The 26,410-nt window shown below is 41.5% G+C and carries 26 protein-coding genes; 9 read left to right on the top strand and 17 right to left on the bottom strand.

Annotation, left to right across the window (positions count from 1 at the left end):
* Nucleotides 1–9: 9 nt before the first annotated feature.
* On the top strand, nt 10–423 hold the full coding sequence (locus I5349_RS11870) for a DUF6691 family protein (RefSeq protein WP_226390987.1): 414 nt from the start codon (nt 10–12) through the stop codon (nt 421–423).
* 90 nt (nt 424–513) lie between these two features.
* A complete protein-coding gene (locus I5349_RS11865) occupies nt 514–1,203 on the top strand; it encodes a VIT1/CCC1 transporter family protein (protein WP_226390986.1) in 690 nt (229 codons plus the stop codon).
* Between the two features lie 56 nt (nt 1,204–1,259).
* Here I5349_RS11865 and I5349_RS11860 read toward each other — a convergent pair whose 3' ends face one another.
* The 4 genes from I5349_RS11860 to I5349_RS11845 all read right to left on the bottom strand — a co-directional run bounded on the left by I5349_RS11860 (nt 1,260) and on the right by I5349_RS11845 (nt 6,915).
* Nucleotides 1,260–3,992 (bottom strand): S9 family peptidase, encoded by a 2,733-nt coding sequence (locus I5349_RS11860; RefSeq protein ID WP_226390985.1) that lies wholly within the window; start codon nt 3,990–3,992, stop codon nt 1,260–1,262.
* Between the two features lie 271 nt (nt 3,993–4,263).
* Complete coding sequence (gene gap / locus I5349_RS11855; RefSeq protein ID WP_226390984.1) at nt 4,264–5,268, bottom strand: type I glyceraldehyde-3-phosphate dehydrogenase; 1,005 nt, start codon at nt 5,266–5,268, stop codon at nt 4,264–4,266.
* Nucleotides 5,269–5,534: 266 nt separating this feature from the next.
* Nucleotides 5,535–6,212 carry a glycosyltransferase family 2 protein gene (locus I5349_RS11850; RefSeq protein WP_226390983.1) on the bottom strand — a complete coding sequence of 226 codons (678 nt, stop codon included), beginning with the start codon at nt 6,210–6,212 and terminating at the stop codon, nt 5,535–5,537.
* Between the two features lie 88 nt (nt 6,213–6,300).
* Nucleotides 6,301–6,915 carry a hydrolase gene (locus I5349_RS11845; RefSeq protein ID WP_226391093.1) on the bottom strand — a complete coding sequence of 205 codons (615 nt, stop codon included), beginning with the start codon at nt 6,913–6,915 and terminating at the stop codon, nt 6,301–6,303.
* 183 nt (nt 6,916–7,098) lie between these two features.
* On the opposite strand from I5349_RS11845, the gene arfB reads away from it, so the two are divergent.
* The gene (arfB, locus tag I5349_RS11840; protein ID WP_226390982.1) at nt 7,099–7,518 is read left to right on the top strand and encodes an alternative ribosome rescue aminoacyl-tRNA hydrolase ArfB; all 420 of its coding nucleotides are present in this window, start codon (nt 7,099–7,101) and stop codon (nt 7,516–7,518) included.
* A 38-nt stretch (nt 7,519–7,556) separates the two neighbouring features.
* Here arfB and I5349_RS11835 read toward each other — a convergent pair whose 3' ends face one another.
* Nucleotides 7,557–8,927 carry a cystathionine beta-synthase gene (locus I5349_RS11835; RefSeq protein WP_226390981.1) on the bottom strand — a complete coding sequence of 457 codons (1,371 nt, stop codon included), beginning with the start codon at nt 8,925–8,927 and terminating at the stop codon, nt 7,557–7,559.
* A gap of 188 nt (nt 8,928–9,115) precedes the next feature.
* On the opposite strand from I5349_RS11835, the gene I5349_RS11830 reads away from it, so the two are divergent.
* Nucleotides 9,116–10,147, top strand: a complete 1,032-nt coding sequence (locus I5349_RS11830; RefSeq protein ID WP_226390980.1) for a BF3164 family lipoprotein — start codon at nt 9,116–9,118, stop codon at nt 10,145–10,147.
* Here I5349_RS11830 and I5349_RS11825 read toward each other — a convergent pair.
* The 6 genes from I5349_RS11825 to I5349_RS11800 are packed head-to-tail and all read right to left on the bottom strand — an operon-like array spanning nt 10,144 to nt 15,999.
* Nucleotides 10,144–11,754 carry a putative ABC exporter domain-containing protein gene (locus I5349_RS11825; protein WP_226390979.1) on the bottom strand — a complete coding sequence of 537 codons (1,611 nt, stop codon included), beginning with the start codon at nt 11,752–11,754 and terminating at the stop codon, nt 10,144–10,146. The genes I5349_RS11830 and I5349_RS11825 overlap by 4 nt on opposite strands.
* Entirely contained in the window at nt 11,747–12,457 is a 711-nt protein-coding gene (locus I5349_RS11820; protein WP_226390978.1) for an ABC transporter ATP-binding protein, read from the bottom strand. The genes I5349_RS11825 and I5349_RS11820 overlap by 8 nt, the downstream gene beginning before the upstream one ends.
* A gap of 7 nt (nt 12,458–12,464) precedes the next feature.
* Nucleotides 12,465–13,388 (bottom strand): aspartate carbamoyltransferase catalytic subunit, encoded by a 924-nt coding sequence (locus tag I5349_RS11815; RefSeq protein ID WP_226390977.1) that lies wholly within the window; start codon nt 13,386–13,388, stop codon nt 12,465–12,467.
* 7 nt (nt 13,389–13,395) lie between these two features.
* Complete coding sequence (pyrR, locus tag I5349_RS11810) at nt 13,396–13,938, bottom strand: bifunctional pyr operon transcriptional regulator/uracil phosphoribosyltransferase PyrR (RefSeq protein ID WP_226390976.1); 543 nt, start codon at nt 13,936–13,938, stop codon at nt 13,396–13,398.
* Between the two features lie 47 nt (nt 13,939–13,985).
* Complete coding sequence (locus I5349_RS11805) at nt 13,986–15,590, bottom strand: hypothetical protein (RefSeq protein ID WP_226390975.1); 1,605 nt, start codon at nt 15,588–15,590, stop codon at nt 13,986–13,988.
* A 4-nt stretch (nt 15,591–15,594) separates the two neighbouring features.
* Nucleotides 15,595–15,999 (bottom strand): EVE domain-containing protein, encoded by a 405-nt coding sequence (locus I5349_RS11800; RefSeq protein ID WP_226390974.1) that lies wholly within the window; start codon nt 15,997–15,999, stop codon nt 15,595–15,597.
* Nucleotides 16,000–16,114: 115 nt separating this feature from the next.
* Here I5349_RS11800 and I5349_RS11795 point away from each other — a divergent pair, with 115 nt between their 5' ends.
* From I5349_RS11795 to I5349_RS11780, 4 genes are read left to right on the top strand one after another with little or no spacing between them, the layout of a single operon-like run.
* Nucleotides 16,115–17,815, top strand: a complete 1,701-nt coding sequence (locus tag I5349_RS11795) for a DNA polymerase/3'-5' exonuclease PolX (RefSeq protein WP_226390973.1) — start codon at nt 16,115–16,117, stop codon at nt 17,813–17,815.
* A gap of 18 nt (nt 17,816–17,833) precedes the next feature.
* A complete protein-coding gene (locus tag I5349_RS11790) occupies nt 17,834–18,139 on the top strand; it encodes a hypothetical protein (protein WP_226390972.1) in 306 nt (101 codons plus the stop codon).
* Nucleotides 18,136–18,354, top strand: a complete 219-nt coding sequence (locus I5349_RS11785) for a C40 family peptidase (protein WP_226390971.1) — start codon at nt 18,136–18,138, stop codon at nt 18,352–18,354. The genes I5349_RS11790 and I5349_RS11785 overlap by 4 nt, the downstream gene beginning before the upstream one ends.
* Nucleotides 18,311–18,796 (top strand): YiiX/YebB-like N1pC/P60 family cysteine hydrolase, encoded by a 486-nt coding sequence (locus I5349_RS11780; protein WP_226390970.1) that lies wholly within the window; start codon nt 18,311–18,313, stop codon nt 18,794–18,796. Before I5349_RS11785 ends, I5349_RS11780 begins: the two co-directional genes overlap by 44 nt.
* Nucleotides 18,797–18,868: 72 nt before the next feature.
* On the opposite strand, the gene I5349_RS11775 is transcribed toward I5349_RS11780, so the two are convergent.
* Nucleotides 18,869–19,060 carry a cold-shock protein gene (locus I5349_RS11775; RefSeq protein ID WP_226390969.1) on the bottom strand — a complete coding sequence of 64 codons (192 nt, stop codon included), beginning with the start codon at nt 19,058–19,060 and terminating at the stop codon, nt 18,869–18,871.
* A gap of 148 nt (nt 19,061–19,208) precedes the next feature.
* Between I5349_RS11775 and I5349_RS11770 the strand changes: the two genes are divergently transcribed.
* Nucleotides 19,209–19,694 carry a SixA phosphatase family protein gene (locus I5349_RS11770; RefSeq protein WP_226390968.1) on the top strand — a complete coding sequence of 162 codons (486 nt, stop codon included), beginning with the start codon at nt 19,209–19,211 and terminating at the stop codon, nt 19,692–19,694.
* Here I5349_RS11770 and I5349_RS11765 read toward each other — a convergent pair.
* Genes I5349_RS11765 through lon form a run of 5 tightly spaced genes read right to left on the bottom strand, consistent with a single transcriptional unit; the run spans nt 19,685 to nt 26,352 of the window.
* Nucleotides 19,685–20,698, bottom strand: a complete 1,014-nt coding sequence (locus tag I5349_RS11765; protein WP_226390967.1) for a DUF4421 family protein — start codon at nt 20,696–20,698, stop codon at nt 19,685–19,687. The two genes, I5349_RS11770 and I5349_RS11765, sit on opposite strands and share 10 nt — an antisense overlap.
* Complete coding sequence (locus I5349_RS11760) at nt 20,695–21,489, bottom strand: SDR family NAD(P)-dependent oxidoreductase (RefSeq protein WP_226390966.1); 795 nt, start codon at nt 21,487–21,489, stop codon at nt 20,695–20,697. The genes I5349_RS11765 and I5349_RS11760 overlap by 4 nt, the downstream gene beginning before the upstream one ends.
* Nucleotides 21,446–22,837, bottom strand: coding sequence for an ATP-dependent protease ATPase subunit HslU (gene hslU / locus I5349_RS11755; RefSeq protein WP_226390965.1), 1,392 nt, complete (start codon nt 22,835–22,837; stop codon nt 21,446–21,448). The genes I5349_RS11760 and hslU overlap by 44 nt, the downstream gene beginning before the upstream one ends.
* A gap of 9 nt (nt 22,838–22,846) precedes the next feature.
* Nucleotides 22,847–23,866, bottom strand: a complete 1,020-nt coding sequence (porQ, locus tag I5349_RS11750) for a type IX secretion system protein PorQ (RefSeq protein WP_226390964.1) — start codon at nt 23,864–23,866, stop codon at nt 22,847–22,849.
* 2 nt (nt 23,867–23,868) lie between these two features.
* On the bottom strand, nt 23,869–26,352 hold the full coding sequence (lon, locus tag I5349_RS11745) for an endopeptidase La (protein WP_226390963.1): 2,484 nt from the start codon (nt 26,350–26,352) through the stop codon (nt 23,869–23,871).
* Between the last annotated feature and the right edge of the window lie 58 nt (nt 26,353–26,410).

The raw sequence follows: 26,410 nt of genomic DNA, 5'->3' as shown, positions 1-26,410 counted from the left end.
AGCAGACACATGAAAAATATCAAATACATCATTGCAGGTATATTATTCGGCATCATTATGTCTAAGTCTGAGGCAGTTTCTTGGTACAGAATTCAAGAGATGTTTCGCTTCCAGAGCTTTCACATGTATGGCATCATCGGCACAGCTGTGACGCTAGGTGTGATCATGGTAGCCTTGATCAAAAAATTTAAATTGAAAGACAGCACGGGGACTCCCATCACTTTTGCCCCAAAAGAGAAAAGCCTCTGGAAATACCTCATCGGAGGAACCATCTTTGGTTTAGGTTGGGCGCTGACGGGTGCTTGTCCAGGTCCTATGGCTGTATTGCTAGGGCAAGGATTTACTGTGATGGCAGTAGTGATCGCTAGTGCGACATTTGGCACTTTCTTTTATGGCTTGGTCAAAGACAAATTACCTAACTAATCAACACTAAATACATCAAAGCCATCGGGAATCCTCGATGGCTTTTTTTATGACTAGCATTTGCTATCTTTAGATAAATCCCTCAATGCTATGGAACTAGAAAAACACTATGTCAATAGAAGTGGCTGGCTTAGAGCCAGTGTACTTGGTGCCAATGATGGCATCCTCTCCACGACCAGTTTGATCATAGGAGTAGCTGCGGCTACACAAGATCGAGAAGCTATCATCATCGCTGGACTGGCGGGCTTAGTGGCAGGTGCGCTCTCTATGGCAGCAGGTGAGTATGTATCGGTAAGTTCACAGTCAGATGTAGAGACAGCAGACCTAGCTAGAGAGCAATATGAGCTAGATACTATGCCTGAGATAGAAATGCGAGAGCTTGCCAAAATCTATGTCAAGAGAGGTTTAGATGAGACTTTAGCACTCGAAGTGGCTAGGCAACTACATGCCAAAGATGCCCTAGAAGCTCATGCACGAGATGAGTTGGGCATCAATGAAATCACCAAAGCGCGTCCACTTCAGGCTGCCTTAGCATCTGCACTTGCCTTCATGATTGGTGGACTGATGCCACTATTGGTTGCTATATTTTTCCCGATGGACTGGATGATCGCATGGCAATATGGTCTGGCTTTAATTTTTCTAGCTGGATCAGGAGCATTGACCGCACGTGTAGGTGGCTCTCCTATCCCAAAGTCTATCTTTAGAATTTGTCTCTGGGGAACAGTCGCTATGCTGACCTCCGCTGGAGTGGGCTATCTGTTTGATGTAAGTGTCGCCTAAAAAAATGTCCTCCACAAACAGTTGCTATGGAGGACATTTATCAAATCTATGAGATATTACTCGGCTTTATCATAGAGCTTATCTAAGTGAGGAACTCCCTCAGTCATCCAAGCGGGTGCAGGAGCGCCCTTTAAGTGATGATCAAAATAGGCTTGCATCCTAGTCAGGAAGTCCTTTTGATTGGCTTCATTAGCCAAGTGGTGTCCCTCTCCAGGATAACTAAGAAAGATGACTTCTTTACCCAGTCTACGAGCAGCATTATAAAACTCCAAACCTTGTGACCAATCTACTGCGCCATCAGCAGTTCCATGTAGGATCATAAATGGCGTCTTGATATTTGGTGCATGAAACATTGGGTTTTCACGCTGATAAGCTTCTCTTGCTGACCAAGGTGTTTTGTCTCTTCCCATACGCACCTGACCTATCTCCATGATGCCATGATGGTTTGTACCTGAGCTACCGTAAATATTGTTATAAAAACTCTCTAGGTTGGTAGGTGGTGCACCAGTCACGACACACTTAAAGAGCGTAGTCTGTGTCAGGATAAATGAAGACTGATAGCCTCCCCAAGAGTGCCCTTGAAGACCGATAGCATTTGGATCTGCATAGCCTAGGTCGATTACTTTTTCTACAGCAGCAGTGATGCAGTCTAGCGAACTCGTTCCTGGACGCCCCTCTTCAAAGACATTGTCAGGCATCAAGAACAGGTAGCCATTGCTCGCATAAGTACTCGCGTGAGGGCGGTCATCATAGACTGGCATGGCATACTGATGGTGTCTGTCAGACATTTTCTCGTAGAAATAAACCACCATCGGATACTTCTTATTAGGATCATAGTTGGCTGGTAGTGCCAAAGTTGCTTGTAGTTTTTCTCCTTTGCTATTGGTATAGTCGACTAAGACACGTTTACCCCATGCATACTCCGCTTGTTGTGGATTGGCATTGGTGACTTTCTTGGGGTTTTTAAAAGCCGTAGTCGCGATATAGTAGTCTGGAAACTGCTCAAATGTCTGTTGTGTAAAGGCTATACGGTCTGCCGTTCTTGCCTTCATCGGACGTCCGACCATCATGTCTTGGTAGTAGAGTTCTTGAGGTGATTTGCCCATCGCTACAGTGAAATAGCCCGACTTTTTAGTCCATTCTCCATAAGCTTCCAGCAAAACTGGCTTGGTCAAATCCACATAATCTTCCTCGCGATCAAGGATAGTAACTCTAAATCTGATCTCCTCTTTGTCTCCCATACCAGCTGTCAGGTTAGTGACTTTACTACCATCTAGTTGAGCTACATATAGATCATACTTATGATTGAGAATGACCGCTTTACCATCTTTAGACCATCCTGCGATGCCATAAGGGGGCTTTTCGTGTGGATATGGGTGATCTAAATCCATAAACTTCACAGGAGCCTTTGAAGAAATGTCCGTGTTTTTATTGGTCTGAGCATCATAGACATAAATCACCGTGTCTTTCTGATAGACGAAATACCTACTATCAGGGGATGTTCCTAGAGGACGATTTATCTCCTTAGCGATGAGTGTTCGTTCTCCATTTTTTAATCCAACTCGGTAATAATCCGCTGGAGAGATCCCCCAGTTGACATCATTGATATAAGGCTTCTCATCTCTACCGATACCATAAGTAGGATGTCTGTCCATGCTCACGGAGCGCATCGCCTCATCAGTTAGTTGTTTGAAAGTCCCTGCTTTCCAGTCAAAAGTCGCTGTATGTGTAAATCTCCTGTCAGCAGTCGCCCTTCTCATTTGTACTGTCTGGATGCGTTCATCTTTCCAGTGCCACACATCTACATTCGCGATGGTATCCTTACTCATTTTGACTTTGTCTGATTGTTCTTTGAGACCAAAGCTTACTAAGCCTAGATCGCTTGTCCAAGTCAAGTTAGAAAGTTCAGAGATCACCATATTATCAGGGAAGCCAGCCGCAGAAGGACTCAGCGTTTTCTTCAGAGGCGCTCCTGAAATGAAGTCACTGATGACCAAAAGCTGATTATTCATCTGCTCCTTGTCCTTTGGAGTAGTGCCTTTGAGCACAGCTATAGCTCTGCCCTTGGCAGCCCAATCTTTTCTCGGAGCTTGTGCATCATCCCAAGTGAGTCTGTTGTACTGAGCGGAATCCTGATCGAGTACTTTGATCGTACCCATCGCTGGCTGCATGGCATAGAGTCCATTGCCAGACATATCCGCAGCATCTACTGTGTATGCGAGCCAGTCACCTTTTTTATTGAAAGCATAATCTTTGACATTTCCAATTGTAAGCGAAGTCCCTCTCAGAAGGTCATATACGATAAGGTCTTGGCCATCATGCTTACTTTTATCCTCCTCTGTTTTGCGTTTGAGTACGACAAAAAACTTTCCGTCATTAGAAAAAGCCATACTCTGTGCCCTTTCAAATCGCTTCTTGTCACCAGTCTCTAGATTCATCAATTCGGCTGTATTGAAAATTGGCTTACGAGCTTTTCTGAGCTTCTCTGTCTCCGCTTCATTAGGCCTTACGAGATAAGATACCCACTGGGAGTTTTCTGAGAAAGTAGGATTAGACCCATAAGGTGATTTATAAGTGTCGTTTCTATCTAGGTGCTTTACGTATAGTGTATCATCACCTCCATTAGGACGAAGGCCATAGGACATCCATTGTCCATTAGGAGAGATATCTGTAGAGACTATCCTGTTCCAGTGCTTATAATCATCAAGGGTCAGCGGCTTATTTTGCGCATAGAGTAGCTGCGTAGCGAATAAGCAAACGACTAGACTGAGCTGTTTGAATTGTTTCATAGGGGTATATTTTATGCTTGACCTAAAGTAAAAAAATATTTTGAAAGTCTCCTTCCGCTCATCACATCGTTAAGGGAGCTAAATTATAAAAGTTAAAAAAGACTAAATCAAAAATGCCGCCCTGAAGGGACGGCAAAGAGGTCTAAAATCCTCTGATGATCGACAATTCCACTTAACGACCATCGATTCTAAGGTAAGTGATATATCTCTATCAAACAAAAAAGCCCGAGCATTTCTGCTTGGGCTTCTTCTATTTACCTTCATTTGAGGTTTATTTCTTAGCGATGTAGCTGATTAGGTCCACTACTTTATTAGAGTATCCCCACTCATTGTCATACCAAGCGACTAGTTTCACGAATCTATCGCTAAGCTGAATACCAGCCTCTGCATCGAAGATAGAAGTACGTGCATCACCGATAAAGTCATTTGATACTACCGCATCTTCAGTATAGCCGAGGATGCCTTTAAGTTCACCATTAGCAGCCTCTTTCATCTTGGCACAGATCTCCTGATAAGTCGCAGGCTTAGACAGTCTCACTGTAAGGTCAACCACAGAGACGTTTGGCGTAGGAACTCTGAAAGACATACCTGTTAGCTTACCATTGAGTGAAGGGATCACCTTACCCACTGCTTTAGCAGCACCTGTAGATGATGGGATGATGTTTTGACCTGCGCCTCTACCACCTCTCCAGTCTTTGGCAGATGGTCCATCGACTGTTTTTTGGGTTGCTGTAGTAGCATGTACTGTAGTCATAAGACCTTCCTCGATGCCCCAGTTGTCATGAATCACTTTAGCTAGTGGCGCTAGACAGTTGGTCGTACAAGAAGCATTAGACACGAATTGCATGTCAGGTGTGTAAGTGTTTTCGTTGACACCCATGACGAACATAGGCGTGTCGTCCTTAGAAGGTGCTGACATCACTACTTTCTTGGCACCAGCATCGATATGACCCTGAGCCGACTCCTTTGTCAAAAATAGACCTGTAGACTCTACTACATAGTCTGCTCCTACTTCACCCCACTTGAGATTAGCTGGATTTTTCTCAGCAGTCACTCTGATCTTATTGCCATTGACTACCAAAAAGCCATTTTCTACTGATACTTCTCCTTTAAATTGACCGTGTGTAGAGTCATACTTTAGCATATAAGCCATGTAGTCTACGTCTATGAGGTCATTGATCGCTACGATCTGAATGTCGCTTCTCTCTTGCGCTGCGCGGAAGACCAATCTTCCGATTCTTCCGAATCCGTTGATTCCAACTTTTACTTTTGTCATTTCTCTTTTTAGGTTTAAATGAAATAGGTTTTATAGGTTCTCAAAATGATGCATATAGGTTTTTCTCATTTGCTACTTCAAGAAAATAGCGAGAAACTATAGGCTGTGTGGATCGCTAGGCATTCAAGATAAAAATATATCCTAGCTAAATCCGAGATTGACGAATAGGCAATGATCGTCCTGCATCTCGGTCTTAAAGGTAATCAAATCAAGGAAAACTTGAAAACAAATCAAGAATTTATGCCTTAGAGAAAGATCTCAATGGTTCAATTATCAGGAGAGAAACGTTTGAGGTTGGCTAGTTTCATCATACTACACTTGCTGTCTGCGATATTGCGGTAATAGATGTAGCTGCGGAGATCTGTCTTTTTCACTTTATAAAGTGTGGATGCCGATTCATAAAAGTGTGCATCTGCGGCATACGTTTCCTCAAAGCCTATAGATAAAAAAACTTCCTTTTTACCAAATAGCGTGGCAAACAAGATGCAATCATCTATGTGCACTAACTTGGACTGATCATGTCTATCAGGCACGAAGTAGTCCTCTTCATCTCCTACTACAGTATGAGTCGTAGAGGCGATCAGATCAGCATCTTTGAGCTGCTGCAAACAGCCAGAAAGGTGGTGAGGCATGTACTCATCGTCTGCATCTAGGATCGTGATGTAATTACCTTGCGCGAGTTTGACCCCACTATTGATCGCGTGAGACTGTCCCTTATTTTGATGTCTGAGGTAAGTGATACGATCTTCATGCTGACTTACATAAGACAATAATTGAGAGGATTTGGCTAAATCACTGCCATCGTCTACTACGATCAACTCAAAATCTTGGAAATCCTGCTGCATCACAGAATCTATCGCTCGCTGTACCCATGGAAAGTCTGTGTTGTAGACCGCCATGATCACCGAAATCTCCACTTTCATCTTTTCACTCAACTGATTCACCTTCACAACCAAAGGTAGCCTTTAAAGTTTGCTTAAGTGCTATGTAGAGTGGATATAGATTAAAAGAAAGATCATAAAATCAAATCAATTATCCCTCCCCCTTCTCAAACGCTCCTTGATGTTGGATGATAAACTGGATATGCTGATCCAAGTCGAGCTTAGCACGTGAGCAGGCATCGCTGATATCGTCTCTAGAAACCTGTGCCGCAAAGGCTTTGTCCTTGAGTCGTTTTTTGACTCCTTTGACTTCCATCCCCACATAGCCTTCAGGACGCATGAGCGAGTATGCATGGATCAAACCTGATAGCTCATCAAAGGCATAAAGCATATGATCCATCTCTGTGATAGGTTCCACACCAAAGTAACTTGGCCCATGACTAGCAATAGCTCTGATCATCTCAGGATCTTGGTTTCTAGACTCGAGCTCTTCGATGATCTTTCGGCAGTGCTGCTCAGGCCACTGATCCCAGTCCGCATCATGTAACAATCCTGCCAAATGCCATTTATGCTGAGTAGCTTTATCATATCCTTGATGGATCGCCCATGCCTTCATGAGATGTCCTACTTGCTCCATGTGATAGCGCAACTTATCATTTTTGACCCAATCTGTCAGTAAATCCATCGCTTCAGAAAGTGACATGACTCGACCCGAGTGACTTTGATCGCCAAAAGTATTTCTATTCAGTGCGTGTGTAAGTGCCATAAACTGTTTTTCTTGATAGTCCAAGATAAGTAGATTGATCACTTTAAACAATGCCACTCACATAAGGTTAATCTATCCAAACTAAAAATCTATGGAATTTGTAATAGCTGGGGGAACAGTCTTGATGGCCATCTTACTGATCAGAGGAGTTATCAAGCGCGTTTTTGATAACTAAGCAGTCAGATGACACTTCGCGAAAAAATTAGGCTTCGATACTTTGATCCTGAGCTGGGGATCAGCACAGCCAAAAGTGGTGGACCAGGAGGCCAAAATGTCAATAAGGTAGAAACCAAAGTAGTCCTGAGATTTGATATCGCTAAGTCGGAGAAATTGGATGAGGCAGAAAAAGCATTGTTGATCAAAAAGCTGGGCAGCAAACTAAGCAGTGAACAAGAGCTCATCATCCACACCCAAGAAAAACGCTCGCAGCTACAAAATAAAGAGCTTGCTTTTAAGAAGTTTTACCAAATCCTAGAAGCAGCCACTAAGCCCCAAAAGGTAAGATTAAAAAGTGCCCCATCTAAAACAGCGAAGCTGAAAAGACTTCAATCCAAAAAAATAAGAGGTGAAGTGAAAGCCAACAGACAGAAACCAAAATTTTAATCATAAAAAAATCCCGACCTACCAGTCGGGATTTTCATTTATGCTTTGGTGATCGCAGCTAGTATATCCTGTTTGGTCAGGATATGCACTGACTGATCTTCTGCTCTTACAAGCACCGCTTTTTCTTTGTCCAGCATACTGGAGAGCACATCGAGTGTACTATCTAGCGCAACAAATTTCATAGGATCTTCCATCACTTCTGCCACTTGCGCATCTTTCAAGTTCGGGTTTTCGATGATTTTGTGCAGCAACTTATTATCTGTCAAACTACCGACTACATGCGCTCCTTCAGAGACAGGAATCTGAGAAACTCCCTTATCATTCATGATGTGAATCGCCTCTGATACTTTGATCGACTTATCTACTGTGATCAACTGATAGTCTGCATCACGGCTAGCGATCACTTGACGAGCAGTAGCATACGCTTTATCTTCTAAAAATCCATGATTTCTCATCCAATCATCATTGTACACTTTACCTAAGTAGCGCGTACCGTGATCTGGCAATATAATCACCATGCGGTCACCTTCTTTGAGGTGCTCTTTGGCATATTCTAGCGCGCCATGTACCGCTGATCCACATGACCAACCTACAAAAAGCCCTTCCTCTCTAGCTAGCCTACGTGTCATGATAGCCGCATCTTTGTCCGTCACTTTCACGAATGTATCGATCATGCTAAAGTCCACATTCTTTGGCAGGATATCTTCTCCGATACCTTCTGTCAAGTATGGATAAACCTCATTTTCGTCAAATACCCCTGTCTCCTTATACTTTTTGAAAACAGAACCATAAGTATCGATGCCCACAGAGACAATCGCTGGGTTTTGCTCTTTGAGATACTTAGCGGTACCGCACATCGATCCTCCAGTACCTACACCAGCGGCATAGTGTGTGATCTTTCCTTCAGTATCTTTCCAGATCTCGGGACCAGTCGTCTCATAGTGAGCGGCTGTATTGGACAAGTTGTCGTATTGATTAGGATAAAAAGAATTTGGAATGTCTTTATTCAATTTTCTAGCAACAGAATAATACGAACGTGGGTCATCTGGCGAAACATTGGTTGGGCAGACAATCACTTCAGCACCTACAGCCTTGAGGATGTCCATTTTCTCTTTAGACTGCTTATCCGCTAGGGTAAAGATGCATTTGTAGCCCTTGGCGATAGCACCAAGCGCCAATCCCATTCCTGTATTGCCACTAGTTCCTTCTATGATAGTGCCTCCTGGCTTCAGTATCCCAGCCTTTTCAGCATCCTCTATCATTTTGATCGCCATACGATCTTTCATTGAGTTGCCTGGATTGAAGTATTCTACTTTGACTAGGATCTCTCCTTTGATTCCCTTGTTGACTTTATTGAGTCTCACAAGTGGCGTGTTGCCGATGGTCTCTATTATTGAATTGTATATCATATCGGGGTTTGAATTTCGCGCAAGTTACAAATAATCTAAAAAAGGTAATAGCTCAGCTAGTCTTTCAGCTCAAAGCGCTTGATCACGTTTGGGCTTAAGATAATGGAGATCTCTAAATTATGATTAATTACATAAATTAATTAATATATTTAATTTTTTGAAATCTTCACCTTAAAGAAACCTCATAGATGAGAACCATACGAATACTTGCTGTCTTAGCTATGCTTAGTTGTACAGTAAATACTGAAAATCAACTAATTATTAGTGACGATATCATTCAAATCGAAAAGTTTCCCGAAGAAATATCTAAAAACTTTTCTAAGTTCCTTGACTATCCTAATGGAACTATCCTGAAATTATCAGAAAGTGATTCAGGTTTCTTCATGTTGGATATTACAGCTAGGAATAACCATTTCATTCATTCATATTCCAAGAATAATCAAAGCTTTCAAAGTGAACTTATCAGGAAAGGAGATGGGCCTCTAGAATCTTTTTCAGCTTATACCATAGACTTCCATGATCAAAAAATCATGGTTCATGATTTCGATTTGAAAAAAGTTGTTGAAATAAACTTTGAGAATGGTAAAACCGAAATTTCTGAATTTAAAACTGACAAGTATTTCAATGAGATCAAATATTTTAATGACTCCACTTTCATAGCTACAAGTAGTGCCCCATCTAAAGCTAAATTCTACTTTATCAACCGATCTTCTATGAAAACTTCCTTTACAAAAGGCAGCTTTGATAAAATACCTAAGGAAATTGAAGTCGATCAAATACCTGTCTTTTTCCAATCTATTATGGGTGTAAACAAAACTAACAACAAAGTATTGAATGCCTACAGGTGGCTAGACATCATAGAAATATTTGATATAAATACCGATCAGAGCACCTATCTTCAAAGTCCTCAAAAAATTAGAAATCAACTAGTTAGAGGTATTGATGGCAAACTAACACTTGATAGAGGAAATGGCGCTATAGAATGCTATACAGACATAGCCTATACGGATTTATTCATCTATGCATTGTTCTCAGGCAAAAAAGACACCGAACCTAATGCCTACCTTTCTAACTTGATACATATCTATGATTGGAAAGGAAATCCTATCAAGCAAATAACCACTGACAGGAACATCATGTCTATTTCTGTGAGTCCAGACAATAAAACAGTCTATTCGTTTGACATCGATAAAGGTGAAATTATTTATTTTGAACTCTAGTCTTTCAGCTCAAAGCGCTTGATCACGTCTAAGGCTAGCTGTCCTACGATAGCGGCTACTACAGACATCCCTAAGCTCATTACTAAGTAGCCATAAGCAGCCACTTTACTGAAAAGAAACACCATAAGACCAAGTCCAAAAGCGGGTATCATCCCAAAGAGTATCACACATATGACGAATATTGGTTTAATGAATCTTTGATCCAATGATTCACTGAACCATGATTTGATCGCTAAGTTGATAGCCAAACCAATAACATAAAGTGCTAAGATGAGCATCATTCCTGAAAAGAGAAGTGTCAAGTCTAACTCAGCTATAAAAACACCCAAGACTAAGGCGATACCCATCGTGAAGAGTGTCTGATACACATCCAGCTTCACACTATTCCATACTTTTCGAAACCAAGTATCTGGCAAAAGAATGAAGTATGGCTTGCTGAAATCACCAATATTGACACGCCCTAATCCTGCCATAAAGTATATCCCTGACAGGATCGCCAAATAGACATAGATGGACTTATGTGACATGACATCAAACCTAGCCAATAAGGCCAACACAAGCATGATGGCTATCGTACCGCCTGCATACAAACCAAAGAAAGGATGGAAATCTATGCGCATAGAGTGTACATAGTTTCTCCAATAAAGTGCTTTGGCGCCTGTTCCAAAGTTTTTCAGTTGCACGAGTTTTTTAGCATTTAGGCTACCTGTACCGTCTCCAGCTTTTTTAGTGCCTTTGGCTAATTCTTTAGCATCTTCCTTGCTACTCGTGCTCTCCAACACATCTTCATAGTAATCATCTGCATTGGCAAGAATTGCATAGAGGATAATGAAAAATGTAGCTAGCATTAACCCAAAATAGAGTGCTGCCTCATAGATATTCTGGTGAATGAAAAACAAACCAATTCCACGGCACCAACCTACAATCGGAAAATAATTGAACGCCTCAGAACCTATGACGCTAAAGGCTCCCTCCCAAAAATTTTCCGCTAATAAGGCTGGAACGAATACTAGTCCTGCGATCATGACAATCAGGCTCCAAACGGTCACTTTAAGGATAGTACCTATTCCTCTTTTGGTAACTAAAGCATAAAAAAGAAACTTGATCGGTGAAGCGATGAAACCAAATAAGCCAACCGCCAAGATCAAAAAGGCAATGTCTAAAAACCCAAGTTTGAAACTCTGCATCAAGCTAGAGGAAGAATAGACAACAAATAGGATTCCAGCACCCAAACTCGGAAAGATGGATCTAACAATATAGTAAGTCAGTATTTTCTTAGGAGAAGTCGGTGCTGTAAAGAGCATATTGACATCTGCCAAACTAAAAAAAGTAATGCTAGAATTTAAGGCTCGGTATAAGTTGAAGATGAAAAAGGCTAGTAGCAAAAGTGTCAATATGCCTAAAACGATCTTAAAAGTACTGTCGTCAAAGGCATAACCATCCATGGCCACTACTTCTCTATCAGCTGCCCTTTTGAAATAAAAGTAACTAAAATAGCCCACTACTCCGATGTAGGGGAGCAACCTTGCGGGATTTCTAAGGATCAGCTTGATGTTGTTTTTGATGATGATCAGATCCTTGACTAGCAATAGTAGAAACTCACTCATCCCCTGTAATTTCTAAAAACAAATCTTCTAAGCTTCCCTCATTAGCAAACTGCTGCTTCAGATTAGCGATTGTATCGATTCCAATGATCTGACCTTTTTTCATGATCATCACACGATCAGCAATATGCTCTACAGAATCTATCAAATGTGTACTAGTGAGGATAGTTTTACCCCTTTCTTTGAGTTCTCTGAATACCTGCTTAGTTGTTCTGATCGCTTTGGGATCTAGCCCGATCATCGGTTCGTCAAAAAAGAGCAAATCTGGATCTGGCAATAGTGCACAGCAAATAGACACCTTTTGTTTCATCCCTTTGGAGAGATCTCTACCTAGTTTGTCTTGCTTATCTGCTAAATCATATCGCTCGAAAAGTTCAGCTGCTTTATCTTTCCAATCTGCCACTCCATAGGCTTGAGCGATGAACTGCATGTGGTCTTTGACTGTGAGCAGATCATAGAGATTAGGTGTCTCAGGGATGTAGGCAAACTTACGCTTGGCTTCAATACTCAAGTGGTCGTACCCTCCGATAAGTACTTCACCTCCTGTTTTGCGTAGCAGACCGATCACACATTTGATCGTAGTACTTTTTCCTGCACCGTTTGGCCCGAGAAGTCCCACGACCTCACCCGCTTCTAGCGAAAAAGAGATGTCGTCTACTGCTAATTCTTTGGCAAATTTCTTAGAGAGATTTTTAACACTGAGCATAAAAAGATCATTTGACACTAGCTAAAAGATAAAGTACCGCCATGCGGATGGCTACTCCATTTTCCACCTGATTGAGGATAATTGAGTGAGGTCCATCTGCTACATCTGAGTTGAGTTCGACTCCTCGATTGATCGGGCCAGGATGCATGATGACGATTTCTTTGTCTAACTGACTGAGGAGCTTTTTGTTGATGCCATAGTAGAGAGAGTATTCTCTTAGCGAAGGGAAATATTTGATCTGCTGTCGCTCAAGTTGGATGCGCAAGATATTGGCGACATCACACCAAGCTAGTGCCTTACGCACATCATGCTCCACACGAACGCCTAATGAGGTGATATATTTGGGAATCAGTGTGATCGGCCCGCAGACCATTACTTCGGCACCAAGTTTTTGTAAGGCAAAAATATTGGAAAGTGCCACTCTAGAGTGTAGGATATCACCGATGATTGCCACCTTTTTACCTGCGACATCTCCGAGCTTTTCTCTGATCGAAAAAGCATCCAATAGTGCTTGTGTAGGGTGTTCATGTGTGCCATCACCCGCATTGACGATATTGGCTTGGATCTTTCGAGAGAGATAGTGTGGAGCTCCTACACTACTATGTCTCATCACCACCATGTCTACTTTCATCGATAGGATGTTGTTGACCGTATCTACCAGCGTTTCTCCCTTTTTGACTGAGCTATTGGAAGAAGAGAAGTTGACCACATCTGCTGAGAGTCTTTTTTCTGCTAGCTCAAAGGAAAGTTTGGTTCGAGTAGAATTTTCAAAAAAGATATTGGCGATCGTAATATCTCTGAGAGAAGGGACTTTTTTGATCGGACGATTGAGCACTTCTTTGAAATTATCGGCTGTCTCGAAGATCAATTGGATATCTTCTGCGGTGATGTCTTTGATACCTAATAAATGCCGAGTGCTCAATTGCTGCATGACTTATCTATATTTTATGCTTGATCCAAATATTGTCTGATTCGAAGCCCTGCTCACGCCATTCTGCGGCTACATTTTGCGAAGCCAGTGTGTTTACGGCTTTGCCTGTATAGTCAGGCTCTATGGGAAGGTGACGGGTGTATTTTCTATCGATGAGTACCATGAGTTCTACCTTAGCAGGTCGACCAAAAGCAATCATAGCGTCTAGTGCTGCTCGTACCGATCTACCTGTATAGAGTACATCATCTATGAGGACTACTTTTTTCTCTTCTATGATAAAGTTGACCTCTGTCGCATTGGCTTTGAGCGGAGACTCTCTCCTACGAAAATCATCTCTGTGAAAAGTAATGTCTAAGAAACCCAATGGAATTTCATGACCCAATATCTCAGAAAGTCTCGTTTGTATACGCTTTGCGAAGAGTTTGCCACGAGGTTGCAAGCCTAAAAGTACCGTATCAGCGAAGTCATCGTGCAATTCGACGAGCTGATGACACATCCTGCTGATGGTGATGTCAAGTTGCTGCTGATCAAGTATAAGTCTGTCTTGCATGGGCTTTAGATGTACAAATATAAACGAATTATCCTGCTGTCGGCAATTTATTTATCAGGTTTCTCCATCTCAAAAATCTCCTCTGAGCTTAGCACTTTGAACTGGTTGACAAAGAAAACCTTGTGATTGGTGACACTGCCATCTGCAGCTTGCCTTCGGAGAAACTGTACTCCACTGATGATAAAGTTATCTTGATACCAATGCTGTAGTTCCACACTAGAATCAACAGTACTTCGAAGTCTCTCAGTGTCATCAGAAAGTGAAATCTCAGCTTCTAACTCATAGCTAGGCTTGCCATCTTTGATCGCATAAGCTTTGATCTTCATGTCTTCATAGTAGGCCATCAAGCCTGCCTTATCATACATCCCAAATGCTGCAAACCCATCGTCTTTTGTACTTCTTACGCTATTATATCCTACTGTATAAGACCACTCTAACTCACCTTGCTTGTCGATCACCATCACATTGCCTCCTATATATTTATATTCAGAGACTACATTATTTGACCCTCCCATGGCAAAAGGTTGACCTCCAAGTGTGCTAAAGTTATCCAACTGATTGAAGCCATTCAAAGAACGATTGCCATAAGTATTGGCAAATGAATTTCTAGTGCCTCTAGTGATCGGATAGTAGATCTCTGTGAAAACCATATCATATTCATCTTCGAGGTAGATATCTCGCATCATTGAAGAGTGATTGACCTTTATCTCTGCACCTTTTTCTTTTTTGCGAAGGATTCTTCTTTGCATCTTTTCAAAGGGCTTTTCCTTCAAATATCTAAAGTAATCTGGCATATCAGTGATCGGATACCAGCGCATTTCTGTTTCTCCGAAGATATTGGTACTTGCGATAAAAAAGCCTCTTCCTTCTTTGTTTTGAGTAGAGTTATAGCTCCCTACGGTGATCTGTCCATATTCGTCTAGATTAGACAGCATTCCCGCTTCTACATCAATACGCTCTGGTATCTCGAGCTCATAAGACCTAATCTTCTCCCCTGCGGCATCAAATGTGTAGACCGTATGGATCATGTTTTTAAATGAATCCTTATCCTTGATAAAAAGGTCAAAAAGATCATTTTTTTGATCCGCTCTTAGATCGAGTACTTCGGTATTATTATTGTAGACATTACGCACTGTGGAGAGTGTCCTATCACTCATATCAAATATCTGAATAGCAGGACGGTAATCGTACTTACCAAAGAATATAGCCTTATTATCAATCACGGCAAAATCCTGAAGTTCTAGTGAAAGTAAGTTGTCTATATTCTGCTCACTGTATAGTTCCGTCTCTGTATTGATGGTATAGAGTGTCAAATCTTTTTGTTTGGAATAAGGATCTCCTATGAGTAGATAAAAGTAAGGAGCTTCATAATCAAATCCCGTAGCTGTACGTCCATCTTTAACTTCAAACCTCCAAACAGTCGGGGCATTGAAGTCCTCATCTATTTTGATCAGCTCTACCTGTTTTTTGTCAAAAAGTTTTTGAGGCATCATGTTTCTGATGAGAAAAATCGCCTCTCCTTTGACAGGGAATACCATGTATTCACTATCATTTGGCTCAAGTTCGAAAGTCAATCTTTTCTCTTGCTTGATTTGAGCCAAAGTAGAGATGCTGATGCACAAGGTGAAAACAAAAGTAAGGAGCTGCTTCATCACTTTATTCTGCTAAAGATAAGATGATACCAAATGAATCATGATCTATCGGCATCACTGAGAGCCTACTTTGCTTGATGAGCGGAAGATTCGCCAGCCTATCATCGGCCTTGATTTGATCTAAACTCACTGGTTTAGAGAGCGCTCTATATGGCTTTAGATCCACCACTACCCAGCGATCATCATCAGTAGTAGGGTCAGGATAGTGCGCTTTGACTACCTCTGCTATACCGACTACAGATTTTTCTTTGACACTGTGATAAAAAAGCACCTGATCTCCTACTTTCATCTCTTTGAGGTTATTACGCGCTTGATAGTTGCGCACACCGTCCCAGCGATCGACACCTTTTTTGACCAAATCATCCCAGCTGTATGCCTCAGGCTCGGATTTGACTAACCAATAATTCATACGCTTTACATTAGGTTTAGTATCTTTGAACTATAACGATTAAGTTAGAAGTTGTTCACGAAAAACCGAAACAAATCCTAGGATCATTTGTCTCAATCTTAAATCTCATACGATATTGGATAATAAAAGTATCATCAAAAAACTCAAACTCACTGCTGCTCTCATGGAGCTGCATGGAGAGAACCCCTTCAAAATCAAAAGCTATACAAACGCTGTCTTCAACTTAGAAAAACTAGATCAGCGACTGGAAGATCTCACGCCTAGTGAACTTGAAAGTGTAGATGGCTTGGGCAAAAGTCTCTCAAAAGTAATCCTAGAGCTGCATGAACGTGAGACACACAGCCTCCTTGAAGAACTCGTCAGTAAAACTCCCTCAGGTATCATCGAGATGATGGATATCAAAGGCATCGGCCCTAAAAAAATCAAGACAATCTGGGAAGAGCTTGGTATAGAATCTACTTATGAACTCAAGGAAGCATGTCAGTCAGGGCAAATCGCTGCCCTCAAAGGCTTTGGAGACAAAACCCAAAAACTTATTTTAGACGCACTCGAGTTTACCTTTAGCAATCAAGGTAAATGGCAATATGCTGATGCAGAACCGCTAGCTGAAAAACTTGAAAACTGGCTCAAGGACAAAGTCGGTCAAGAAGTCAGCTTTGTAGGCGAGTATCGCAGACGAATGGAAATCATAGAAACGCTAGAGATGCTGATCGCTACAGAAGATTTTTTTGAGACGATAGAGCTGCTAGACCAATGTGATCTTTTGGAAAAAAATGATCAAGAATCTAGCCCATTCAAATGGCGAGGTAAAATAAAAGAAAGTGATCTAGAAGTGTGCCTACATCTATGTGAGCCAACTGAGTTCATCAGTAATCTACTGCTCAAAACTGCCGCTCCTCTTCATCTCGCAACAGAAATTGAGGGAGGAAAGACACTTTTACAAGTGTTTAAGGGGCAGCACTTTGAGTCCGAAGAAAATGCCTACCAATCAGTAGGTTTTAGCTATGTAGAGCCAGAACTCAGAGAAGGACTATTTGAAATCCCTCTAGCGAAACAAAACAAACTTCCAAAGTTAGTCACTGACCAAGATCTCAAGGGCATCCTCCACAATCACTCTACTTATAGTGATGGTAAACACACCTTAGAAGAGATGGCCACCTACTGTAAAGAACTCGGCTATGAATACTTAGGCATCACTGATCACAGCAAGTCTGCCTTCTACGCTAATGGCCTCAAGGAAGATCGTATCCTCAAGCAACATCAAGAGATCAATCAGCTCAATGAGAAACTAGCTCCATTCAAAATCTTTAAGGGTATAGAAAGTGACATCCTCAATGATGGCTCACTAGACTATAGTGATGAGATACTTGGAAGCTTTGACTTCATAGTAGCCTCTATCCACTCCAACCTGAATATGGATGTACAGAAAGCTACTAATCGACTCATCAAAGCTATCGAAAATCCCTACACCACGATCTTGGGACATCCAACAGGTCGATTACTCCTCAGAAGAGCTGGCTATCCAATAGATCACCGACAGATCATCGATGCTTGCGCAGCCAATGGCGTAGTGATCGAGATCAATGCCAATCCTTGGCGCTTGGATCTTGACTGGAGATGGATCTACTATGCGCTAGAGCAGGGCGTGATGATCTCTATCAATCCAGATGCTCATGAGAAAGATGGCTATCATGACATGAAATATGGAACACTCATCGGTAGAAAAGGCGGATTAAGTGCGGCAATGACATTCAATGCACTGAGCTTAGAAGAGATCACGGCTTATTTTGAAAAAAGAAAAGCGAAAATTAAATAAAACTGAGACCTTAGCGCCATGAAAAAAGACAAATGGATAAATGATCGGATGGAAGATCAAAAAATGCTCAACCGTGCCTTTTGGCTTGGTATTATTGGATTGATCTCTTGCTTCGTTCCTGTAGCTGATGCATACTTTATGTGGGAGCTAGGTAGTTTATCAGCCTTCTTCAATGGTTTCGGCATAGGTTTATTAATCTGCTCCATTAGTGTAGCAGTCTTGACAGTACGCAAGCCCAAAGTAGATCCTATAGTGAAGAAAAAGTCCATCCGCATGATCGTTGTCATCGGTTTTGCGCTGTTTTACTTTTTCCTTTTGATATGAAAAAAGCTTTATTACTTACCTTCATCAGCTTCTATTTTATCAGTTGTCAGAAGAGTACTTCCTTTGAGCTTCAAAATGGGGATATACTCTTTCAAGACGGAGACTGTGGCGACTTCTGTGAAGCGATCAAAAAGGTCACTTCTGGCTATGAAGGCAGAGACTTCTCTCACAATGGCATTGTCAAAAAAAGAAGGCAGTTCCTATTTTGTTCTTGAGGCAGTAGGTAAGGATGTGAGTAAAACATCTTTGGATGAATTTCTTCAAAAAAGTCTCGATCAAAATGGACAACCTAAAGTGATCGTAGGCAGACTTAAGCCAGAATATCAAGCACTCATCCCGGCTGCGCTTCGACTAGCCGAACTTGAGTTAGGAAAACCTTACGACAGCTTTTTTGACCTAGAAAATGACGCTTACTACTGCTCCGAGTTGATTCACTTGAGCTTTCAAAAAGCCAATGAAGGTAAGGCGATTTTTGATACACCACCGATGACTTACCTAGATCCTGATACAGGCGAGATTTTCTCTATTTGGGAGGAATATTTCGATAAACTAGGCGTACCTGTTCCTGAAGGCGAGCCTGGTCTCAATCCGGGAGGCATGTCTACATCACCCGTTTTGGATATAGTTTTTGATTATCAAGACATTTCAGATCACTAATCATAAAAAAATCCCGAGAGTCAACTCGGGATTTTTGATTACTGAAGTAATGCTATTCAATCTATATTTGAATTATGCTCTTCTCACGTTCACGGCATTTTCGCCTTTCTTTCCTTCTTTTACTTCATAAGTTACTTTGTCATCCTGTGCTATTTGGTCTACTAAGCCAGTGATGTGGACGAAAATTTCTTTTTCTGTTTCGTCATCTTTAATAAAACCGTAACCCTTGCTTTCATTAAAGAACTTTACTGTTCCTGTTAACATGATAATAGTAATTTGATTGTAATAAGTTTAAGGACTCAAAATTATTATTATTTCTTATTTTTCAAACTTTATCAGGAAAGTTTTTCTCAAAAATTGCTTAACATTAAAATAATATACTGCCAATACATCATAATACTTATATAAAAATATGAAAGTCATCTTCATCAGGCATGCTAAATCTAGCTGGAGTCAGCCTATCTTAGAAGATCATGCTCGTCCCCTCAATGATAGAGGAATAAAAAATGCCCCTGAAATGGGCTTAAGACTAAAGCGATTAGGGCTACTCCCTGAAGCCATCTATACCAGCACAGCACTTAGAGCAGCGAGTACTGCGGAGCTCATAGCCACTGCAATAGGGTTTGATAAAGGCCTCAAAAAGCATCCAGAACTTTATCATGCATCTGCCTCTCAACTGCTAAAATTCCTTAGAAATATCCCTGATAAATATGATTTGATCTACCTAGTAGCACACAATCCAGGAATGACTGACTTCGCTAACTTGTATACTGACCTAGAGATTGATAACTTACCCACATGTGGCATTTTTGGATTTGAAGTAGTCTCTTCAGACTGGCAGAAGAACAAGCCAACATTTAAATCATTTCTGTATGATTTCCCGAAAAATCAGAGTTGAAAAACTCGGTATTTATCTACCATTCTAAGCGCCCATTTAGGCTGACCAAATCTGATAGAACCAAAAATTCTGAAGTTATCCTGTCTGTAGGCAAAAGTGTAAGGATCATTATCTAGCCAAGTTCGCTGCTGCACTGTTGCTACACCCACAAACCATTTGCCATTGTCATAGCCCGCAGCAGCTCGCCAGTAAAGACTAAATCCTAGACTATTACGACCAGAGGCTTCACCCCCTATATCCCAAAAAGAATTGTAATGCACCGCTCCAGGCGCAGCAGTTGCATTGATGTAGAAATTACTTTTCACCCAAGTGTAACTATACCCTGGAAGCACTCCGACATTCCATGAGCGCACCTGCTGGACAGGTGGAGCCTCAGGACAGCCTATACAGTCGATGGGTGATGCGGCTATACCGTTTGCTTCTACCCTGTTGACATTTAAGATATAAATCATCGATCCAGCAGATTTGATCTGTCGAGCCGTTTGATTGATTGGTCCTTTCCATGAGAGTCTTTTTCCATTGGGGACATAGATCCCATTGATACCATAACGAAAAAAAGTAGCTTGCTCATTAAACTGGCTGTAATCTAAAGTGCCATCATTAGGGCGATAGGATTGATCAAAACCCACATAGTACTGCCTATAGATATCAAAGTTGAAATTATTGGTAAAGACATGTGCGAAAAAATCTTGATTTTCATCAGAAAACGATCTACTACCGTCTTCAAACAACCTAAAGGGAGCCTGAAAATGCGCTTCCAATCCGATGTTGAAAATAAAAGTTCCAATCCCAACCATCGGCCTATATCCCACGAAAAAACTATTTTTAGCACCTGACTCTTGATCTGTAATCGAAAAGTCTGCCTGTCTAAAAGATAAAATGGGCTTAATGAAAGTCGCTCTTCTGTATTTTTTGACAAATGAGGTATCCTCTTGAGCACTAACTGAGAAATGTGCTAGGATCAAGATGACACTTAAAATACTATACCTCAAAATTTTCTTCAAAATTGTCGAACGTCTTGTAAAACAGATGGAAACTGATGTGTGTGATTGATCAAATAGGCTATTTTCTCTGCTACCTCAGCTGGACTAGAGAGCTTTCCCTCTGACTTGTAGGACAAAAAGCGATCCAAACTGCTAAACTGGTCTGCTGAAGCCGACCTGATGTCTGACTGCATATCAGTATCCACTATACCTGGTGCTAAAGCAAAAAAACGAATGCCCGATCCTGTCAATTCAGCTTCTTGAGCAGCTACTTGTGTAAGCATGTCTAGCGCAGCCTTAGAGGAACAGTAAGCAGCCCAACCATCAAGAGGTTTCTTGCCTGCTCCCGAACTGATATTGATCACTATACGCTCAGAGGATAAAGCTTCGCAATATTCCACAAAAGCATTCATCAACTGCATACACGCAGTCACATTGATAGCAAATAACTTTTGCCAATCAGACACAGATAGCTTTCCGACCTTCTTGACAGGACCTATCCAGCCAGCATTATTGATCAATACTATGCGATCATACTGAGCCAGATCAGCAAATATCTCTGGAATGGCTTGCTCAAGCTTCTCACTATCTGATAAGTCTAGCTGTAAAGATCTCACTTGCTCAGAAGCTTTGATCTGAGAGCGTGCTATAGCGACCAGCTCATGATTAGGTTCAGCACAGAAGTGAGACAAAAGACCCTTACCAAGACCTTTACTCGCTCCTGTGATGATGATGAGTGTTTTCTTCATAGCCAATCGACCAAAAAACTTAGAGAATATACTGTGATAAGTCTTTATTTTTGACCAAGCCATCAAGTCTTTCTTTGACTAGATCGCGTGTCACCATGAGTTTGGCATTCGGCTGTATCACATCTGGCACATCAAAAAGGAAATCATTTAGTAAATGACTCATGACTGTATGCAGTCTACGAGCACCTATATTTTCCACCTCTTCATTGATCGCAAAAGCCGTTTCTGCTATTTCGTGTAAAGCTTCATCTTGAAACTCTAGCGAAACTTCCTCCGCCATAAATAAAGCCTCATATTGCTTAGTTAAAGCATTTTTGGGGTCTTTAAGGATTTTATAAAAATCATCTTTAGTCAAGCTATTCAACTCTACTCTAATCGGAAATCTACCTTGAAGCTCTGGAATCAAGTCTGATGGTTTAGAAACGTGAAAAGCCCCCGCAGCAATGAATAAAATATGATCCGTATGGATGATACCGTACTTGGTATTGACAGAGCTACCTTCTACGATTGGCAGTAGGTCTCTCTGCACTCCTTCACGGCTGACATCAGGCCCACTACCATTCTTACCACTACCAGAAGCTATTTTATCTATCTCATCTATGAATATGATCCCAGTATTCTGCGCTTTCTTGATAGCCTCTTCCTTCACTTCATCAAAATCAATCAATCGAGCTGCCTCTTCTTCAAAAAGCAATTTCTTGGCATCAGCTATGGTCACTTTACGCTTTTTGGACTTTTTAGGCATCATACCACTTAGCATATCTTGAAGACCGATCATCGAGGACTCATCCATCATTCCATTGCCGATCATGCCCATGCCTACTGGTGCAGGTGCTTTGACATTGATCTCAATCTTTCGGTCGTCTAACTCACCATTTCTGATTTTTTCCCTGAAGCGCTCACGAGTTTTTTCATTGAGTTCAGCTTCATTTGTAGGTGTAGACTCATCACTGCTTGACACACTAAATCCACTTTTTGATTTTACTGGTGGTATCAAGATGTCCAATATGATCTCCTCTACTAGTTCAGCAGCTTTTTCTTTGACCTCTTCGTTTTTTTGAGCTTTCACTAGGTTGACCGATTGCTCGACTAAGTCACGTACCATAGACTCTACATCTCTACCGACATAGCCTACTTCTGTAAACTTAGAGGCCTCCACTTTAGTAAAAGGCGCATTCGCTACCTTAGCTAACCTACGAGCGATTTCAGTCTTACCAACGCCAGTAGCCCCGATCATGAGGATATTATTAGGAATGATATCACCTTGGATTTCAGAGGAAACGTTCATCCTTCTCCACCTATTTCTCAAGGCGATAGCTACATTCTTCTTGGCGTCTTTTTGTCCAATGATGTACTTATCTAGCTCAGCTACGATCTGCCGAGGGGTTAAATATTCTTTATTGTCTAACATATTCATCCATTAGTTGTGCGTCCAAAAACGCTTCATTTGTGTAGATATACTAAATAAATTGGCGCTACCCGCTGTGTGATACAAAGCTCTCGTGTAAGCAAACTCAAATGACTTGACACGAAACATTAGTCCAAAAGAAAATCCTGATCCTCCACCAGCTTGCTCTATCAGCAACTCTCTTCTCACCAAATGGTTGTACCCTCCACGTAAATGAAAATTTTCGCTCAATAAAACTTCTGCACCAAAGATTAGTCTGTTCATGACTTGCGCTCCAAAACTAGGAGCTGTTGAGGCTAAATTGTTTTGTCTACTGGGGTCAAAATAAGTAGCCTCTTGTCTTCCTAGATTTCTTGCTGTCAATGAAAATCTGATGGGCATATACTCAGGCTTAAAGCTCGCTCCCATGACTACGTCTAGCGGTAACTCTGAGTTGGCTATTTCAGTAAAGTCCTTTAGCATAAAACCAATATTTCGGATATTGATCGCTCCTACCAAATCATACTCAGGATGCTGAAAGAGTAAGCCTATGTCAAAAGCCAATCCAATAGCTACAGCATCCGCATAGCGAGCACTGATCAGCTTTGTGTTGATTCCATAGTCAAAAACTCCTTGACTTTTACTCAATCCAACTGTGAAGGCATATTCTCTAGCATCTTGTACACCTAGTGGAAATCCAGTGTCATCAAAACTCTCTATCTCACCATAGTCCATGTATTGCAAACCAAAACCTACAGTGAAACCGCTGATCTGATGCGCGTAAGTCACTTGACTCAAGCTGATATCTCCTGGAAAATTGATATAGTTGAAGCTCGCATATGTTGCCAGACTATCGTCCAATAAAGCTGGGTTGGATAAAAACTGATTGACATCACCTCCAGAAGAGACGTTGACTCCTCCTAGTGCTCCCAGTTTTGTATTGGCTGGGATGTCTAGAAAGCTAAAAGCGTATCGCTGCGCATAAACGGAAGTAGCAAAAATCAGCAAGCAAACCGCCAATAATACTGATCTCCACCACTTCAGTCCCTGCATGATTATGACTCAGATTTCAAGTTTTCATCAACAGCCAGACTCATCGGCTTACTCACTTTCTCATCTAATAGTGCAAGCGCGAGGACTTCTCCTACTGTCTCCACAAAATGGAAAGTAATACCCTCAAGATAGCTCTTGTTGATCTCTTCGATATCTCTTCTATTTCTATGACAAAGGATGATATCTGTCACTCCAGCTCGCTTAGCTGCTAAAATTTTTTCCTTGATACCTCCTACAGGCATGACCTTACCTCTCAGTGTGATCTCTCCAGTCATGGCTAGATTAGCTCTAACTTTCCTTTGTGTAAAGACCGAAGCCATAGAAACCAACATCGTGATCCCCGCAGAAGGACCATCCTTAGGCACAGCTCCAGCGGGCACGTGCACATGCAGGTCATATTGATCGAACACCTTGTAATTAATCAAAAGATCATCAGCGTGAGATTTCAAATAAGAAAGTGCTGTGATCGCAGACTCTTTCATGACATCACCGAGCTGACCAGAAAGAGTAAGCTTCCCTTTACCTCTACTCAAGCTAGACTCTACGAAGAGGATCTCTCCTCCCACAGATGTCCATGCCAGTCCAGTGACTACACCAGCTACTTCATTGTCCTGATAAAGTTCTTGGTCAAAAATCTCAGAACCAAGGATCTCTTTTACCCTAGCAGGAGTGATGCGCTTCACATACTCCTCCTCCATGGCGATGGATTTGGCTACATTTCGCACGATTGAGCCTAGTTTACGCTCCAAGCTTCTCACCCCAGACTCACGTGTATAGTCCTCAATCACCTTAGATATCGCAGCATCTGTGAAAGTCACATCAGCTGATTTTAGCCCATGTTCTTTACGCTGCTTTGGTATGAGGTGCCTCTTGGCTATTTCTATTTTCTCTTGTAGTGTATACCCTGTTACTTCTATGATCTCCATACGATCTCGGAGTGCAGGCTGGATAGTGTCTAGCGAATTGGCCGTAGCGATGAATAACACTTTAGACAAATCGTAATCCACCTCCAAGTAGTTGTCCACAAAAGCATTGTTTTGCTCAGGATCTAGTACCTCTAGCAAAGCTGAAGAAGGATCTCCTCTGAAGTCAGAACTCAATTTATCGATCTCATCAAGTACATAGACAGGATTTGAAAACTTAGCCTTCTTCATATTTTGGATGACCTTACCTGGTAATGCACCCACATAAGTTTTACGGTGACCTCTGATCTCCGCCTCATCATGTACTCCACCAAGTGACATTCTGACATATTTTCTGCCGAGAGCTTTAGCTATAGACTTTCCTAGTGAAGTTTTACCCACACCTGGAGGTCCATAGAGACACAAAATAGGCCCTTTGAGATCATTTTTTAACTTCAAAACTGCAAGATATTCGATGATACGCTCTTTGACTTTTTCTAGGCCAAAGTGATCTTTATCTAAAACCTTTTGAGCATTCTTGAGGTCAAAATTATCCTTTGTAAACTGATTCCATGGAAGCTCTACCAAAGTCTCCACATAGCTCATGGCTATCGGATATTCAGCTGCCCCAGGGTTCAGTCTGAGTATTTTATCCAGCTCTTTATTGAAATGCTTAACCACCTCTTTAGGCCATTTTTTACGTTCGCCTTTGAGTCTAAGCTGCTCTACTTCACGCTCAGGACCTTCCTCACCTAGCTCGTCTTGTAGGATTCTCATCTGCTGACGCAAAAAGTAATCTCTCTGCTGCTGATCGATGTCCGTATTGACCTTATTTTGGATTTCCTGCTTAAGCTCGAGCATTTGAATATCCTTCATCATGTACTCAAGTAGCAAAGTAGCCCTAGCTTCAAAATCATTGACTTCCAGTAGCTTCTGCTTATCTGCTACAGTCGCATTGATATTTGAAGAAAGAAAATGCGTAAGAAAAATCGTATTGTCGATATTATCGAGTGCTACCTGTGCCTCTCTTGGTATTTCTGGATTAAGCTTCAAGATCTTTGAAGCAGCATCTTTAAGTGACTGTACTAGTGCCTTGATATTTTTATTGCTTTTCTTAGGCATGACATCCTCTATCAGCTTGATTTTAGCTGTGAGGTACGGATCATCAGTGATGACTTCTTCAACTTCAAATTTACTCTTACCTTGAATGATGATCGTAGTATTACCATCTGGTAGAACGATCATTTTGATGATCTTGGCTAGTGTACCGATTGTGTAGATATCCTCTTTGCCAGGATCATCTTGATTGGGATTTTTCTGTGCCACTACACCAATGAAGCGATCTCCCTTGTTGGCCTTTTTGACCAAACGAATCGAACGCTGTCTACCAACAGTGATGGGAATAACCACTCCAGGAAATAATACAGTATTTCTAACAGGTAAGAGTGGAACTTGATTGGGATATTTATCTGCGGACCCTTCTTCTTCATCCTCTAGGGATACAAATTGCACCAAATCTGGTTCTGCATCCGAAAAATCCTGAAGTGAAAGCATATCTGCTAAGGGATGTTTGCTGTTGCTCATATATTTTTACTGTCAGATTGACACTTAAATTAGCTTTTCTTTGACTTTTTTCGTTATA

The sequence above is a fragment of the Penaeicola halotolerans genome, assembly GCF_016464625.1.
In the GTDB taxonomy this organism is placed as follows: Bacteria; Bacteroidota; Bacteroidia; order Cytophagales; family Cyclobacteriaceae; genus Penaeicola; species Penaeicola halotolerans.
The sequence above is the reverse complement of the archived record's forward strand: the minus strand, read 5'-3'. Positions and strand labels throughout refer to the sequence as shown.

Excerpts from the sequence above, each read along its gene's own strand:
- I5349_RS11870 (WP_226390987.1), top strand. The coding sequence starts at position 10 with ATGAAAAATATCAAATACATCATTGCAGGTATATTATTCGGCATCATT.
- I5349_RS11865 (WP_226390986.1), top strand. The coding sequence starts at position 514 with ATGGAACTAGAAAAACACTATGTCAATAGAAGTGGCTGGCTTAGAGCC.
- I5349_RS11860 (WP_226390985.1), bottom strand. The coding sequence starts at position 3,992 with ATGAAACAATTCAAACAGCTCAGTCTAGTCGTTTGCTTATTCGCTACG.
- gap (WP_226390984.1), bottom strand. The coding sequence starts at position 5,268 with ATGACAAAAGTAAAAGTTGGAATCAACGGATTCGGAAGAATCGGAAGA.
- I5349_RS11845 (WP_226391093.1), bottom strand. The coding sequence starts at position 6,915 with ATGGCACTTACACACGCACTGAATAGAAATACTTTTGGCGATCAAAGT.
- arfB (WP_226390982.1), top strand. The coding sequence starts at position 7,099 with ATGACACTTCGCGAAAAAATTAGGCTTCGATACTTTGATCCTGAGCTG.
- I5349_RS11835 (WP_226390981.1), bottom strand. The coding sequence starts at position 8,927 with ATGATATACAATTCAATAATAGAGACCATCGGCAACACGCCACTTGTG.
- I5349_RS11830 (WP_226390980.1), top strand. The coding sequence starts at position 9,116 with ATGAGAACCATACGAATACTTGCTGTCTTAGCTATGCTTAGTTGTACA.
- I5349_RS11825 (WP_226390979.1), bottom strand. The coding sequence starts at position 11,754 with ATGAGTGAGTTTCTACTATTGCTAGTCAAGGATCTGATCATCATCAAA.
- I5349_RS11820 (WP_226390978.1), bottom strand. The coding sequence starts at position 12,457 with ATGCTCAGTGTTAAAAATCTCTCTAAGAAATTTGCCAAAGAATTAGCA.
- I5349_RS11815 (WP_226390977.1), bottom strand. The coding sequence starts at position 13,388 with ATGCAGCAATTGAGCACTCGGCATTTATTAGGTATCAAAGACATCACC.
- pyrR (WP_226390976.1), bottom strand. The coding sequence starts at position 13,938 with ATGCAAGACAGACTTATACTTGATCAGCAGCAACTTGACATCACCATC.
- I5349_RS11805 (WP_226390975.1), bottom strand. The coding sequence starts at position 15,590 with ATGAAGCAGCTCCTTACTTTTGTTTTCACCTTGTGCATCAGCATCTCT.
- I5349_RS11800 (WP_226390974.1), bottom strand. The coding sequence starts at position 15,999 with ATGAATTATTGGTTAGTCAAATCCGAGCCTGAGGCATACAGCTGGGAT.
- I5349_RS11790 (WP_226390972.1), top strand. The coding sequence starts at position 17,834 with ATGAAAAAAGACAAATGGATAAATGATCGGATGGAAGATCAAAAAATG.
- I5349_RS11785 (WP_226390971.1), top strand. The coding sequence starts at position 18,136 with ATGAAAAAAGCTTTATTACTTACCTTCATCAGCTTCTATTTTATCAGT.
- I5349_RS11780 (WP_226390970.1), top strand. The coding sequence starts at position 18,311 with ATGGCATTGTCAAAAAAAGAAGGCAGTTCCTATTTTGTTCTTGAGGCA.
- I5349_RS11775 (WP_226390969.1), bottom strand. The coding sequence starts at position 19,060 with ATGTTAACAGGAACAGTAAAGTTCTTTAATGAAAGCAAGGGTTACGGT.
- I5349_RS11770 (WP_226390968.1), top strand. The coding sequence starts at position 19,209 with ATGAAAGTCATCTTCATCAGGCATGCTAAATCTAGCTGGAGTCAGCCT.
- I5349_RS11760 (WP_226390966.1), bottom strand. The coding sequence starts at position 21,489 with ATGGCTTGGTCAAAAATAAAGACTTATCACAGTATATTCTCTAAGTTT.
- hslU (WP_226390965.1), bottom strand. The coding sequence starts at position 22,837 with ATGTTAGACAATAAAGAATATTTAACCCCTCGGCAGATCGTAGCTGAG.
- porQ (WP_226390964.1), bottom strand. The coding sequence starts at position 23,866 with ATGCAGGGACTGAAGTGGTGGAGATCAGTATTATTGGCGGTTTGCTTG.
- lon (WP_226390963.1), bottom strand. The coding sequence starts at position 26,352 with ATGAGCAACAGCAAACATCCCTTAGCAGATATGCTTTCACTTCAGGAT.